This is a genomic window from Streptomyces sp. TG1A-60 (genome assembly GCF_037201975.1).
In the GTDB taxonomy this organism is placed as follows: Bacteria; Actinomycetota; Actinomycetes; order Streptomycetales; family Streptomycetaceae; genus Streptomyces.
Window position 1 is genome coordinate 7410150 of sequence record NZ_CP147520.1, and the last position, 13975, is coordinate 7424124.

Below are 13975 nucleotides of genomic sequence, written 5' to 3' on the forward strand. Positions count from 1 at the left end.
AAGGATCGTCCACGCTCGCCCGACTTCCGGAGAAAGGCCCGCCTCCTCGCCGCGACATCCTGGTCCACAGCGCCGGCCCACAGCTGATCGTCTTCGAGGGTGTCAACGACCTCGGGACCGCCGAAGCCACCCCGGCCGCCCAGCAACGCGTCACCGCCGACCTCATCGCCGCCTACGAGCAGATCGTCGTCCGCGCCCACGCCCAGGGCATCCGCGTCCACGGCGCGACCCTGCTGCCGTTCGGCGGCAACACCCCGTACGACGACCCCGCCGGACACCGCGAGGCGGCCCGTCAACGCCTGGATCCGCACCAGTGGCCGCTTCGACACCGTCCTCGACTTCGACCACGCGGTCCGCGACCCGCGGAACCCGAGCCGCCTCCTGCCCACGCTCCACGACGGCGACTGGCTGCACCTCAACCCGGAGGGCTACCGCGCGCCGGCCGAAGCGGTTCCGGTCCACCTGCTCCGGCGCAGATGAGCGGCTCGCAGCGGCGGCGGACACCCTCACACACGCGTGGATGACGAGCCCTTTCGCGGGAACCCGGCCCTTCGGAAGAGGATCACGCGAGGTGAGGAATGCCATGGCACGAGGTGGCTGGTGGGGTGGTGAGCAGGACGAGCGGGGGCGCGCCACGGGGCTCGGACTGCTGAGGCGTCCGACGAGCGTCGCCACCGGCTTCGCGCTGGCCGGGCCCCGGCTGCTCGCACGAGGCGCCGGGCCCGCGGTGGGCGTGGCCGCCGGAGCGGTGGCCGGAACGGCCCGGGCGGGCGTACGGAGCGTGGACAGCGCGGCACGGGCCGCGCGCGTCGCCCGCAACGCCCTGCCGGGAGGCACGCGTCCTTGGCGCTCCGGCGCTCGGGCGCACTTCGCGCTGCGTCCCGAGGCACCCGAACGCACACGGCGGGAGGGCGGGACGGAACACATGGCCCGCAAGGTGGCCGCGGCACTCGCGGAGCGGCCCGACGTGGCACTCGCGTACTGGGACCGCGGGCTGGCGCGGCTCGTGGTGTCCGCCGCCGAGGACGCGCTCAGCGACAAGGTCGTCGCGGAGGCCACCGCGCTCGCCGCCCGCCACGGACTGTCGACGACGGACGAGACCGTGGAGGGATACGCCCACCCCGGCGACGCGGCCGGGATACGGGCCGCGACCGCGGCTCTCGCGGCCGACGCCCTCGGCACCGGGGCGGCGCTCGCCGGGTCCTTCCTGCGGCTGCCGCGCTCGCCGCGGCTGGTGACCGCGGCGGCGACGCTGCTGCGGGAGAACCCGCGCTTCCGCGGACTCCTGCGCGACCGGCTCGGCGCGTCCCGCATGGACGTGCTGCTGGCCGTCGCCAACGCGGTCGTGCACGGTGCGGGGCAGACACCGATCGCCCTGGTGCTCGACGGCGCGCTGCGCACCTGCCAACTGGCGGACACGCTGGCGCGCGCGACCGCGTTCGACACCGTCCATGACCAGGTGTGCACGCCGGCGCGGGTCGGCCTGCCCCCACGCCACTCCGCGCGCCCGCCCCTGCGGACCACCCCCGGCCAGGAGTACGCCGCCCACGCCTCCACCGGCAGCGTGCTGGGCGCCGTGGCGGCCCTGCTGGTCAAGCACGACGGCAAGGAGGCCGCGGAGGCGGTGCTCGCGGGCTCGCCCAAGGCCGCGCGCTACGGGCCCGCCGCCTTCCACGCCGTACTGAGCGGGGCACTGGCCCGTACCGGTGTGCTGGTGCGCGACGCGGAGCGGCTGCGGCGGCTGGAGTCGGTCGACACGATCGTCCTGCACCCGAGCGCGCTGCGGACCCCCGGCGCGGGCGCGGAGCCGTGGGCCGAGACCGTCCTGGACGCGGCACGCCGAGCCGGCCTCGCCGTCGTGATGGTGGACGACCCGGCGCTGAGCGACTTCACGAGTCTCGCGGACCAGGTCGTGGACAGCGGGCGGCCATGGCGCGAGGTGGTGCGGGCGCTGCGCGACGAGGGCGGCACCCTCCTCACGGTCGCCCGGCTGCCCTCGGTCGACACCGAGCCGGACGCCGACGACCCACACGTACGGAACGACACGCACGCACAGGACGGGACGGACGTACTGGACGGTCTGCTCGGCGGTGACGTGGCCGTCGCGCTCGCGGACGGGGACAGCGCCGTCGTGTGGGGCGCGGACGTACTGGCCCTGAACGGCCTGCCCGATGTGTGGCGGCTGTTGACCGCGGTCCCGGCGGCCCGCGCGGTGGGCCGGCGCTCACAGATTCTGGCCCGGTCCGGCGCCGCCCTCTCCGGGCTGCTCGTGGCCGTCGGCGAGTCGAACGGGTCGCGCCGGTCGGCCCTGCCCGGACTGCGTCACGTGCCCGTCGACGTCGGCGCCGCCGCGGCCCTGTTCACCGGCGTACGGTCGGCACTCGGCGTGGCGATGACGCGGGCGCCGCACCCTCGCCCGCGTACGGCCTGGCACGAACTGGAACCGGCCGACGTGCTCGCCCGGCTGGAGCACGAGCCCGGCGGTGACCCCGACACGACCCTGGTGGAGCAGGCGACCACCCGGCTGCACGAGGCGGCCGACACGGTGGAGTACGCCCTCGCCCCCGTGCGCTGGACCGTGCAACTCGCCCGGGCCGTCCGCGGTGAGCTGGACGACCCGCTCACCCCCGTCCTGGTGGTCGGCTCGGCCGCGTCCGCGATCCTCGGGTCGGTCGTGGACGCCCTGCTCGTGTTCGGCGCGCTCGATCTGAACGCCCTGGTCGGCGGTGTGCAGCGGCTGCGCGCCGAACGGGCGCTGTCCGGACTGCTCGCGGAGCAGAAACAGAAGGCCCGCGTCGCGCCGAGGGACGCGGACGAGCCCACCGGCCCGCCCGCCGAGGAGGCGTCGGACGAAGCCCGGACCGTGGACGCCGCCGGGCTCACCCCCGGCGAGGTGATCGAGCTGAAGGCGGACGACGTGGTCCCCGCCGACGCCCGGCTGCTGTGGGAGGACGGCCTGGAGGTGGACGAGTCCGCGCTCACGGGAGAGTCCCTGCCGGTGGACAAACAGACGGCCCCTACTCCCCGCGCCCCGGTGGCCGACCGCTGCTGCATGGTCTTCGAGGGCACGACCGTGGTGGCCGGTCAGGCACGGGCCGTCGTGGTCGGCACCGGCGACCGCACCGAGGCCGCACGCGCCGTCGCCCTCGCCTCCCGTACACCCCCGTCCGCCGGAGTTCAGGCAAGGATCCAGGAACTCACCCGCAAGGCGATGCCGTTGACCCTCGCCGGCGGCGCGGCGGTGACGGGGCTGGCGCTGCTGCGCGGGACCCCGATCCGTGAGGCGGTGAGCGGCGGCGTCGCGGTGGCCGTGGCCGCGGTCCCCGAAGGACTGCCGCTGGTCGCCACCGTGGCCCAACTGGCCGCAGCCCGCCGGCTGAGCCGCCGCGGCGTCCTCGTCCGCACCCCGCGCACCCTGGAGGCGCTGGGCCGCATGGACACCATCTGCTTCGACAAGACGGGCACCCTCACGGAGAACCGGCTCCGCCTCGTGCGCGTCACGGAGGCGGACGGCACCGCTCGCACCGTCAAGGACACGGACCCCGACGCCCTGCCCCGCACCCTGCGCGTCGCCGCCCGCGCCTGCCCCCGGCTCAACGGCGGCTCGTCCCGCCCGGTACACGCCACCGACGAGGCGGTGCTGGACGCGGCCGGCCCCGACCCGGAGTGGGAGCAGACAGAGGGCCGGCCGTTCGAGGCGGCCCGTGGTTACGCCGCCGCCGTGGGCCGGTCCGGCGACGGTGCCCTGGCCCTGGTGGTCAAGGGCGCCCCGGAAACGGTTCTGCCCGTCTGTCCCGACCTCCCGCACCACGCGTCCGGCACGGCACAGTCGCTGGCCCGCGACGGGCTGCGTGTGCTCGCGGTCGCCGAACGTCCGCTGCGCGCGGGCGAGGAGCCGTCGGACGTCCTCGAAGAGCCCTTGGAGGAACTGGAGTTCACCGGTCTGCTCGCCCTGGCCGACGCACCGCGTGAGACGTCCACCGCCCTCGTGCACGGGTTGCGCGAGGCCGGCGTACGGCCGGTCATGCTGACCGGCGACCACCCGCAGACCGCTCGCGCGATCGCCGCCGAACTGGGCTGGCCCGAGGACACCACCGTCGTCACGGGCGACGAACTGGCGTCCGCCGACAGGTCGGTACGGGCCCGGATGCTGCGCGACGCGGGAGTCGTGGCGCGGGTCGCGCCCGAGCAGAAGCTCCAGGTCGTCGAGGCGCTGCGGGACGCCGGCCGGGTGGTCGGGATGGTCGGCGACGGCGCCAACGACGCCGCCGCCATCCGTGCCGCCGACATCGGCGTGGGCATCCAGGCCCGTGGCTCGGCCGCCGCCCGCAACGCGGCCGATCTGGTCCTGACCGACGAGGACCTGTCGGTGCTGATCGAGGCGGTCAGCGAAGGCCGGTCCCTGTGGCACAGCGTCACCGACGCCATCGCCATCCTGATCGGCGGCAACGCGGGAGAGATCGGCTTCGGTATCCTCGGCACGCTCCTGTCGGGCTCGGCCCCGCTCTCCACCCGCCAGATGCTGCTCGTGAACCTGTTCACGGACCTGTTCCCCGCGATGGCGGTGGCGGTGACACCCAAGGAGGACACCGGCGCGGGCGGGGAGGACGGAGAGGAGAAGGACGGCGAAGCGCCGGGCACGGAACCTCTCGGCACCGCTCTGCTCGGCGCGCCCCTCATCCGTCAGATCCGCCACCGTGCCCTGACCACCTGTCTGGGCGCGACCATTGCCTGGCTGATCGGCCGCTTCACCCCGGGCACCGCGCGCCGTTCGACGACGATGGCCCTGTGCGGCGTGGTGGGCACCCAGTTGGCCCAGACTCTCGCCGACCGCCGGCACAGCCCGCTGGTCCGCATTACGGCCCTCGGTTCCGCCGCCGCCCTGGTCGCTCTGATCCAGATGCCCGGCGCCAGCCACTTCTTCGGCTGCACCCCCCTCGGTCCGCTCGCCTGGGCGGGCGTCGCCACGGCGATCGCCCTCGCGGTGGCGGGCCAACGGGCCCTGCCCGACCTGGAGAGGACGGTCCAACGGCTTGTGCGGGCGCGCACACCGGCCGGCCCGAACCCCGCCTAGTCCGATCGGTTGGTGCGCACGGCCGAGCAGTGGTGGAGACGTCCCGGAGGTACCTCGGCGACACCTGAACCGGCCTTCGCCGGACGATGGTCGAAGAGCAGGTCCAGCGCGATCGCCGTCAGGCACCCCGCGCTGATGCCGCTGTTCTTCACCGTCTGGAACCAGTCCGGGAACTTCGCGTAGACGGTTGGCACTCCGACCGGCGTACGCCCAAAGCACCCGAGACGGCCACGATCGCCGACTACGGGTCGGTGGGGGCTTGTCGTGCGGTTCCCCGTGCCCCTGGTGGAGGCGTGCTGCCGTGCGCCGCGGTCATGAGTGACTCCCAATCGGGGAGTTTCACCACACCTCTGCCCAGGGAGGCCCCCAGCGCCGCCTCGGCCCTCTCTATCGCCTGCCAGCCCGACCACTCGACCGGCGTGCAGCCCTCCGTCCGCAGCGCCGTCGCCGGATCCTCCGGCACGTCCTTGCCCATCAGCGCCGACGCGTCCTCCAGCAGCGAGGTCGCCGTCTCCTTGGCGCACGGGCGGTTGGTCCCGATCACCCCGGTCGGGCCCCGCTTGATCCAGCCGGCCACGTACTCGCCCGGTGCGGCCACACCGTCCCGCATCACGCGTCCGGCGACATTCGGGACCGTGCCGTGGTCCGTGTCGAAGGGAAGACCGTCGAGGGGAACCCCGCGGTAGCCGACCGAGCGGAGGACCATTCGGGTCTCGATCTCCTCGTAGCGGCCGGTGCCGGTCAGGCCGCCGTGGCCGTCCGGTTCCGTGCGTTCCAGGCGTATGCCGCAGACGCGGTCGCCGTCGGCGAGGAGTTCGACGGGGCGGAGGAAGAAGCGCAGCCGGATGCGGTGGCGGGCGGACGCCGGGGGTGCGGTGGCCCAGCCGCGCAGGACCTCGACATTGCGGCGCTGGGCGGCGGGCAGGGACGACGGGTCGACGTAGTCGGGGTCCAGTTCCAGTTCCGCCGGGTTGACAATCACCTGGGTGTCCGGGAGGACGCTCAGTTCGCGCAGCTCCTTGGTGGTGAAGCGGGCCTGGGAGGGTCCGCGTCGGCCCACCATGTGGACGCGGGTGACCTCGCTGGCGGCCAGGGAGGTGAGGGCCGCCTGCGGCATGTCGGTGGGGTTCAGTTCGGTCGCGCCGCGCGCGAGCATCCGGGTGACGTCCACCGCGACGTTCCCGACGCCGATCACCACGGCGGTGCGCGCGCTGAGGGCGGGGCCGTCGAACGCACAGCCGACGGCGTCCGGGTGCGCGCTGTACCAGGAGACGAACTCGGTCGCCGACCAACTGCCGCGCAGGTCCTCGCCCGGGATGCCGAGCCGACGGTCGGTGGCGGCACCCACGCAGTACACGACCGCGTGGTACAGCTCCCGCAGCCGGGCGGCCGGCACGCTGTCCGGACCCACCTGGACGCCGCCGAGGAACCGCACCCGCTCGTGCTCCAGCACGGCACGCAGGGTGTTCTGCAGCGACTTGATCTTCTCGTGGTCCGGCGCCACCCCGTAGCGCACCAGGCCGTACGGGCACGGCAGCCGGTCCAGGACGTCGACGAGCACGTCCGGGTTCCGCTGGACGAGGCTCTGGGCGGTGTAGCACCCGCTGGGCCCCGAACCCACGACGGCGACACGCAGCACGGCGGAACTCCTTACGCGAGGAGATCGCTGATGACTCCAGGATCGCACCCCGGGGCCCACCGGGGGAGGGGAGCGCAGGCCGGGATTGCGGTGCTGCGCCGTCGGGGTGCCGTGCGCGCCCGGTACGCGTGGCCGTGCGCGATGAATGTGATGATGCGCTTACGTTGCGTGTGTGCTGGAAGCATCCTTTCTTCATCTTTCTGATCGCCACTGGCAGGACGGCGCGGTCTCCGTGAGGCCCGCGTGGGAAGTGCAGGAGCACGGCTCCGCCACGGCGTGGTTCAACGCCTGGCTGGCCTTCCCGGACGGTGCCCGTGTCGAGGTGCTCGCCGTGGTCTGCGAGGGGCGGCTGTCCCTGGAGGACGTACACGCCCAGCCGCCGCTGTCCCCGGACGACCTGGCGGAGCTCGCCGACTGGATCGAGGGCCCGCTCCTCGAGGCGTGCGGCACCGCGCCCTGCCTCCTCGACGACGAGTCGCCGTACGCGTCCTCGTACGGATCCGGTCGCCGGGCGAGGCCCGCCTGGCCGCGTGGCGTGGAGGGGCGGTGGCTGGTTGCCGAGGAGTACCTGGCGGCGCAGCGGTCGGGCTGCGACCCGGTGCTCGCGGTGATGGGCGCGACGGGGCACAGCCGTCGCAAGTCGCTCCGGCTGATCGCCGGGGCGCGTGACGAGGGTCTGCTCGGCCCCCGCCACGCCCGGCGCTGAATCCACAGTCAGCAGTCAGCAGGTCGTCAGTCATCGGTCAGGAGTTCGAAGTCGGCTCTTCCGAGTCCGAAGTCCCGATCCGGACTCGCGACACTGCAGTCCGCAACAAGGGGTGACGGTCACGTCGTCATGTCGCGCATCCGGTTGATCTCGGTCGTCTGCTGGGCGATCACGTCGTCGGCCATCTCCTCGACCAGGATGTTGTTGCCCTGCGCCTTCACATCCGTGGCCATGGTGATCGCCCCCTCGTGATGGGTGATCATCAGCTTCAGGAAGAGCTGGTCGAACTGCTCCCCGCCCAGCGTGCCGAGTTCCTTCAGCTGTTCCTCGGTCGCCATCCCCGGCATCGTCGCGTGGTCGTGCGAAGTGTCCCGCTTCTCGCGGCCGTTGACCTTCAGCCAGCCCTCCATGGCCTCGATCTCCGGCTGCTGCGCGGCCGAGATGCGCTCGGCGATCCGCTTCACCCCGGTCGACTCGGCTCGCTCGGCGGCGAGTTCGGTCAGCTCCAGGGCCTGAGCGTGGTGCTCGATCATCATGCGCGCGTAGTCGAAGTCCGCGGAATTCGGCGAGTCGTCCTCGGCGCGCTGCTTCTCGGCCTCTTCCGGTGAGAGTGTCCGAGCCGCCTCACCGGGCTTTCCGGGGGCGATCACCGCGGGCCCGCTCGACTTGGGGGAGCCTCCGCCGGGGGCAGCGTCGGCCCCCGAGTCGCAGCCCGTGAGCACGAGAACGGCGGCCGTCAGCGGGGCCGTGACCAACGACGCGCGGGATATGCGGTGAACGAGCACAGTGACCTCCTGGGACACAGGAACGGGCGTACACCTTGTGAGTGTTGACGAACGTTCTGACACGCTTTCACGGGCAGTCGATCAAGTGTGTTCGTTACAAACACATTGTCGTCTGTTGATCTGTGCATGCCGAAGACGATACTTCGAAGGTGCCTGACCCGTTCAACTGCGAACGGCTACAAGGGAGGACACAGTGACCCTGTTGAACAACCTTCGTACGCGACGCAGACGTCTGGGGGTCGCCGCGACTGCGGCCGGACTCCTGGCCGCGTTACTCACAGCCGGGCCGGCGGCCGCGACCCCCGACCCCGGGGACTCGCCCGCCACGCAGAAGGAGGTATCCAAGAGCGACGCGGCCGAGGCGCGTGCGGCGATAGCCGCCGGCGAGATACCCGGCCAGGACGAGATCGTCCACTCCGCCAACATCCAGCACCTGGCCAACATCCCGAAGGAGGCGCTGCCCGGCACCAACTCCGACCTCGCCTTCCAGGGCAAGTACGCCTACGCCGGCAACTACGACGGCTTCCGCGTCTTCGACATCAGCAACCCGAAGGCCCCCAGGACGGTGGCCCAGGTGCTGTGTCCGGGCGCGCAGAACGACATCTCCGTCTCCGGGGACCTGCTGTTCCTGTCCACCGACTCCTCGCGCAGCGACAGTTCCTGCAACAGCACCACGCAGCCCGCGACCGAGAAGTCGTCGTGGGAGGGCATGAAGATCTTCGACATCAGCGACAAGCGGAACCCGAAGTACGTCGCCGCCGTCGAGACTGCCTGCGGCTCGCACACCCACACCCTGGTGCCCGAGCGCAGGAACGTCTACGTGTACGTCTCCTCGTACTCGCCGAACGCCGCGTTCCCCGACTGCCGGCCGCCGCACGACGGCATCTCGATCATCAAGGTGCCGCGCAAGTCCCCGGAGAAGGCGGCCGTGGTCGGCTTCCCGGTCCTCTTCCCCGGCGAGGGTCCGGACGGCGGCGGCAACCCGGGTTCGCCCACGAACCCCGGTGTCTCCAAGACCACCGGCTGCCACGACATCACGGTGCTGCCGTCGAAGGACCTGGCCGCCGGCGCGTGCATGGGGGACGGCATCCTGTTCTCCATCAAGAACCCGGAGAAGCCGAAGGTCATCGACCAGGTCCAGGACAATGTGAACTTCGCGTTCTGGCACTCGGCCACCTTCAACCAGAAGGCGAACAAGGTCGTCTTCACCGACGAGTTGGGCGGCGGCGGCGCGGCCACCTGCAACGAGGAGATCGGGCCGGACCGAGGTGCCGACGGCATCTACGACATCGTCGGCAAGGGCGACCACCGCAAGCTCGTCTTCAAGAGCTACTACAAGATCCCCCGCCACCAGGCGGACACCGAGAACTGCGTCGCCCACAACGGCTCGGTGATCCCGGTCAAGGGCAAGGACATCATGGTCCAGGCCTGGTACCAGGGCGGCGTCTCCGTCTGGGACTTCACCAACTCCTCGAAGCCCAAGGAGATCGCCTACTTCGAGCGCGGTCCGATCTCCACCGACACCCTCGTCGGCGGCGGTGCGTGGTCGGCGTACTACTACAACGGCTACATCTACTCCAACGACATGGTGAAGGGCTTCGACGTCCTGAAGATCAACGACCGGCGGACGGATCCGGCCAAGTGGGTCCGTCTGCGCGAACTCAACGTGCAGACGCAGCCGGACTACTTCGGCTGGTAGAAGAACCGCCGACAGATCCCTGGCGCACGTCCCGCCGGTCCCCTGGGGGACCGGCGGGATCCTCGATCCCGGCCGGGCCCGTGTCATGTGCTGACGCTTCCGCCCCGCGGCCTCACTCGTCCACCGACTCGACCGGGGCAGACGTCAGCGCTCCCGCGGCGCCGCCGTGGCTCTTCGTTGACCGAGGCGCTGCGCGGGGGACATCCTGTAACTCCGGCGTCGGCCGACTGTCGGCCAACTATACTCAGCGCTCCCGGGCGGCGACCCTGCGTGGTGCCTCCCGGCCGCTGTTCGTCCCGGGCCGCACGGGGGACGGTCCGGGACGGACGTCCAGCGGTGCCGAACAGCCGGGGTGTACGAGAACGCCTGCCCTTCGCCGACCGACGGGGTCTCGGCCCACGGCCTCTCAGCCCACCAGGTCCAGCACCGGTCGCAGCCCGTCCGGCCGCTCGGCGGCAGGCAGATGGTCCACGAAGTGCACCCCGCACCCCAGCGCCGCCGCACCGCCGTCGGCCCGCCGGTCGTCACCGACCATCAAGGTGTCCGGCGCGTCGACCCCGAGCATGTCGCAGGCGAGAGCGAACAGCCGCGGATCCGGCTTCTGGATGCGGTGCTCGAACGACAGCACATACGCCCCCACGTACGGGTCGAGGCCGTGCGCGCGGAACACGGGCCGCAGATCCCAGCCGATGTTGCTCACCACACCGACGGCCACCCCGCGGTCCCGCAGAGCGACCAGGACCTCGGCGGCGTCCGGGTAGGGGCTCCAGGCCCGCGGCGCCATGTGACGCTCGTAGAGCGCGTCGTGGAGCGCCGGATCGGGAAGAGCCACCCGGCGCGAGAGGCCCGTGTACGCGGCCCGGTGCTGCTCGGCGCTGCGGTCCCGCACCGCCCACAGCTCACCCAGCTCGCCCGTCGGCGGCACCACCGGGTACGCGCCGCCCGGCAGTGCGCCCGCCCGCTCCAGGGCCTCGGCCGCCCGGACGAACTCCGGCTCGGGCGGGGCGAGACCGGCGTCCGCGAGCACCGCGCGGAGCCAGGACTCCGTGGGTTCGACGCGGAAGAGGGTGCCGGAGAAGTCGAACAGCACGCCTTTCATCGTCATGCCGTAGATCCTTCGTGCCCGCCCGCCCCCGGTCAAGAACACGTCGGCGCACGCCACTTCTCGTACATCAGCACCGCCAGCGCGACCGTCAGCCCGCCCAGGAGCCAGCCGCCCACCACGTCCGACGCCCAGTGGACGCCCAGCCAGACCCGGGTCAGACCGACGCCGGCGACGGAGACCGCTGTGACCGCCAGGGCCGTCCGGATGAGGACGCGGCCGGCACCGTACGACTGGAGGAGCCAGAGCAGCAGCCCCAGAACGACCGCTGCCGTCATGGCGTGGCCCGAGGGGAACGCGGCGTAGTGGGCCGAGTCGACGGGGTCGGGCCACACGGGCCGCTCCCGGCCGACGGCCGCCTTCAGTCCCTGCTGTACGGCCGCGCCAGCCGCACAGGCGACCAGCAGCCACAGGGCGAGCCACCACTCTCTGTGGCGCCACACCAGCCAGATCGCGGCGGCGGCGGCCAGGAGGCGCATCGTCACCGGATCCCAGACCCAGTCCGTCAGGACGCGGAACGCGTGCGTGATGTCCGGTGCGTCCACGGCCCATCGGTGCGTCGTGTCCGCGATGCTCTCGTCCAGCGAGACGAGCGGTGCCCAGGAGAGTGAGACCAGCACGAGCAGCAGGACGGAGGGCACCGCGAAGGCCGCGACGGCGCGGACGGTGCGGGTGGTCGACGGCCGGTGGGGCGGCGAGTCGATGGTGGGGGTGTGCATGCGGTGATCCTCGCCGACTCCCGGGGCTTCAGGCCAACGCCGGGGCGTGAGATCACTGTCACGCGCCGCCACCGGAGCAAGGCCGCCGCGTCGCGCGTTGTTCTCGGTCTGCCCTTTGTCCCTGCTTTGCCTTGTCACAACCCACCGAGTGCCCGCCACCCCGGGACGAAAGCCACCAGCACCGGCACGGCCGGCGCCAGGACGGCGCACGCGGTCAGCCGCAGCCGCCGCACGGGCGTGAGCCGTTGTGGGGGAGAGAGCAGCCGGTGCACCCGCTGCGGTACATGGTCCTCCGGGGTCGGACAGGGCCCGAACACCCCCCGGTCCTCATTGAGCCCGACGAGCGCGAGGGCGACGGTGAGGCGACCGTGGCGACGCGCGGCCGTGTCGTCGGCGGCCAGTTCCACCAGGCGGTGCATCTCCTCGCGGAACGCGGCGAACACCGGCACCCGGGGGAACCCGCCCGCCAGCGCCGCCGAACAGCGCAGCAGCCAGTGGTGCCGCGCCCGCGCGTGCCCCTGCTCATGGGCGACCACCGCGTCCACCTGCCGCCCCTCCAGTCGGCGCAACGCGGCCGTGGTGATGACCAGTCGGGGTGCCGGCCCGGCGAGCCACCAGGCGTCCGGCCGCTCCCCCTCCACCACCACGAGCCGGTCACCACCCGGCTTCTCGCCGGGCAACAGCGGGGCGCGCAGCCAAAGTTCGGCGTGGCGCCGCTGCTGCTGCCGCCGTGCCCGGACGACCTCGCGCACCAGCATCGCCCCGGTCCACAGCCCGCCGCACGCGAGTGCCACGGTGGTCGCCATGGCCCAGGAGCCCGCGCTGTCCAGCGCGTACGCCTCCACGACCGCCTCCGGCGCCGGTGCGAAGACCCGCACGCGCACCACCGTCCAGGCGGCTGCCGCGCTCAGGGCCATCGACACCACACAGCACAGCAGCACGGCCGCCACCACGCACTGCCACACCCACAGGGCGACCACGGGTTCACGGTCCGCCCACGCGGCGCGCGCCAGCAGCCGCGGGGCGACGACGGCGGTCAGGGCGCCGAGCAGCAACAACGCCGCGGTGACCATCATGGGGCGCAGCCTATGAGCGGCGCGGTACACGGCGACACGGGCCGTGCCACCGAAGTGACGCAGACCACGACCGGGTGTGGCCCATGGCCTTGGTACGGCCGACTCCCGTACGACCACGGCCGGCCCGGCCTCCTGTGTCTTCGACGCTCAGCTTGACGTTTGCCCCCGACAGGAGACGATCTAGCCGGGGCCAAACGTCGAGCTCAGACCGTCAGCAGCATCGCCAGCATCCCGATGCCCATGGACAGTCGGCAGGCCCGCGCCAACTCCGGCCGGTCGCCCCAGCCGGCCGCCCGCGCGACCGGAATCCGCGCACCCACCGAGGCCGGTACGGGGATCAGCCGGACGCCCGCCCGGAGCACATAGCCGGCGAAGTACACCAGCAGCACCCCGGTCACCACGGGCAGCCCCGCGCCACCGTGGTGACCGCCCGGCGAGACAGCCATCACGACGGCCATGTAGACCATCGCCAGCGCGCCCACCAGGTGGTGCAGATGGTGCGGGCTGGTACGGGCCGCCCACAGCGCGCGCACCGCGGCTGTGCCGAACACCACCGCGTACACGTGCCACGCCCACGGCGGCGGTGCCACGGTCGCGGCGGGCACGGCCATCGCGGCCATGCCGAATCCCATCAGCGCCTCGCCGCCCGCGGCCCGGCGCTGCTCCGCGACGGCGCTCCGCATCCGCAGCAGGCAGTAGCCCCCGGTCACCGCGCACAGCGCCACCAGCAGCCAGCCGGGCGAAACCGGTCCGTGCACCGCGCACCTCCCCGTTCGACGACGTCGGTCAGCGCTGAGAGTGAGGTCGGACAGTCGGTCAGGGCATGCCCGTGGCCGGTGGCGCGCATACGAGCGCAAGGGTGTACGCGGGGGAGCGCGCAGGGGTGCACCACCGACGCCGCGGCCGGCGAAGGTGGCGACTCGCGCGGCCGTGGGAGCGGGTGACGCCTGGGAAGCAGGCCGGACGCCGTACGCTCGCGGCGACGGCGGGGCCGCGAGAGTTGACCTCGTCGACAGCGTCATGCCGGAGCAACTGGCCTACGAGACGGCCGTACTCTCCGGTGTCGACGCCGACGACCGCCGCGAACTCGCCGAGCTGCTGGGGGAGCTGCTGAACCAGCTGGAAGGCTGCCTGGGCCTGCCGCGCGCCTAGGGGGTGTGGTGAAAGCCCTACGC

At 72.6% G+C, this 13975-nt stretch carries 9 protein-coding genes and 3 pseudogenes; 5 read left to right on the plus strand and 7 right to left on the minus strand.

The window, feature by feature from the left end; genetic code table 11:
• Positions 1 to 80: 80 nt before the first annotated feature.
• A pseudogene (locus WBG99_RS32560) lies at positions 81 to 480 on the plus strand (GDSL-type esterase/lipase family protein); the annotation flags it as partial.
• A 103-nt stretch (positions 481 to 583) separates the two neighbouring features.
• Entirely contained in the window at positions 584 to 5074 is a 4491-nt protein-coding gene (locus WBG99_RS32565; protein WP_338899780.1) for a cation-translocating P-type ATPase, read from the plus strand.
• Here the strand turns inward: WBG99_RS32565 and WBG99_RS32570 are convergent.
• Positions 5071 to 5309: pseudogene (locus tag WBG99_RS32570) on the minus strand (hypothetical protein); the annotation flags it as partial. The gene WBG99_RS32565 and the pseudogene WBG99_RS32570 sit on opposite strands and share 4 nt — an antisense overlap.
• A gap of 6 nt (positions 5310 to 5315) precedes the next feature.
• Positions 5316 to 6713 (minus strand): FAD-dependent oxidoreductase, encoded by a 1398-nt coding sequence (locus tag WBG99_RS32575; protein WP_338899782.1) that lies wholly within the window; start codon positions 6711 to 6713, stop codon positions 5316 to 5318.
• A 172-nt stretch (positions 6714 to 6885) separates the two neighbouring features.
• Between WBG99_RS32575 and WBG99_RS32580 the strand changes: the two genes are divergently transcribed.
• Entirely contained in the window at positions 6886 to 7419 is a 534-nt protein-coding gene (locus tag WBG99_RS32580) for a DUF6214 family protein (protein WP_338899783.1), read from the plus strand.
• 119 nt (positions 7420 to 7538) lie between these two features.
• Here WBG99_RS32580 and WBG99_RS32585 read toward each other — a convergent pair whose 3' ends face one another.
• On the minus strand, positions 7539 to 8204 hold the full coding sequence (locus WBG99_RS32585) for a DUF305 domain-containing protein (RefSeq protein ID WP_338899784.1): 666 nt from the start codon (positions 8202 to 8204) through the stop codon (positions 7539 to 7541).
• 193 nt (positions 8205 to 8397) lie between these two features.
• On the opposite strand from WBG99_RS32585, the gene WBG99_RS32590 reads away from it, so the two are divergent.
• Positions 8398 to 9903 (plus strand): hypothetical protein, encoded by a 1506-nt coding sequence (locus tag WBG99_RS32590; RefSeq protein WP_338899785.1) that lies wholly within the window; start codon positions 8398 to 8400, stop codon positions 9901 to 9903.
• Positions 9904 to 10309: 406 nt separating this feature from the next.
• On the opposite strand, the gene WBG99_RS32595 is transcribed toward WBG99_RS32590, so the two are convergent.
• The 4 genes from WBG99_RS32595 to WBG99_RS32610 form a co-directional block, all read right to left on the minus strand.
• Positions 10310 to 11008, minus strand: coding sequence for an HAD-IA family hydrolase (locus WBG99_RS32595; RefSeq protein ID WP_338899786.1), 699 nt, complete (start codon positions 11006 to 11008; stop codon positions 10310 to 10312).
• 32 nt (positions 11009 to 11040) lie between these two features.
• Positions 11041 to 11724, minus strand: coding sequence for a phosphatase PAP2 family protein (locus tag WBG99_RS32600; protein ID WP_338899787.1), 684 nt, complete (start codon positions 11722 to 11724; stop codon positions 11041 to 11043).
• 134 nt (positions 11725 to 11858) lie between these two features.
• Positions 11859 to 12800, minus strand: coding sequence for a M56 family metallopeptidase (locus tag WBG99_RS32605; RefSeq protein WP_338899789.1), 942 nt, complete (start codon positions 12798 to 12800; stop codon positions 11859 to 11861).
• A gap of 203 nt (positions 12801 to 13003) precedes the next feature.
• A complete protein-coding gene (locus WBG99_RS32610) occupies positions 13004 to 13558 on the minus strand; it encodes a DUF5134 domain-containing protein (RefSeq protein WP_338899790.1) in 555 nt (184 codons plus the stop codon).
• A gap of 244 nt (positions 13559 to 13802) precedes the next feature.
• On the opposite strand from WBG99_RS32610, the pseudogene WBG99_RS32615 reads away from it, so the two are divergent.
• Positions 13803 to 13952, plus strand: a pseudogene (locus WBG99_RS32615) (MarR family transcriptional regulator); the annotation flags it as partial.
• Between the last annotated feature and the right edge of the window lie 23 nt (positions 13953 to 13975).

Coding starts and splice junctions, on each gene's coding strand:
- WBG99_RS32595 (WP_338899786.1), bottom strand. CDS start 11,008: ATGACGATGAAAGGCGTGCTGTTCGACTTCTCCGGCACCCTCTTCCGC.
- WBG99_RS32605 (WP_338899789.1), bottom strand. CDS start 12,800: ATGATGGTCACCGCGGCGTTGTTGCTGCTCGGCGCCCTGACCGCCGTC.
- WBG99_RS32600 (WP_338899787.1), bottom strand. CDS start 11,724: ATGCACACCCCCACCATCGACTCGCCGCCCCACCGGCCGTCGACCACC.
- WBG99_RS32565 (WP_338899780.1), top strand. CDS start 584: ATGGCACGAGGTGGCTGGTGGGGTGGTGAGCAGGACGAGCGGGGGCGC.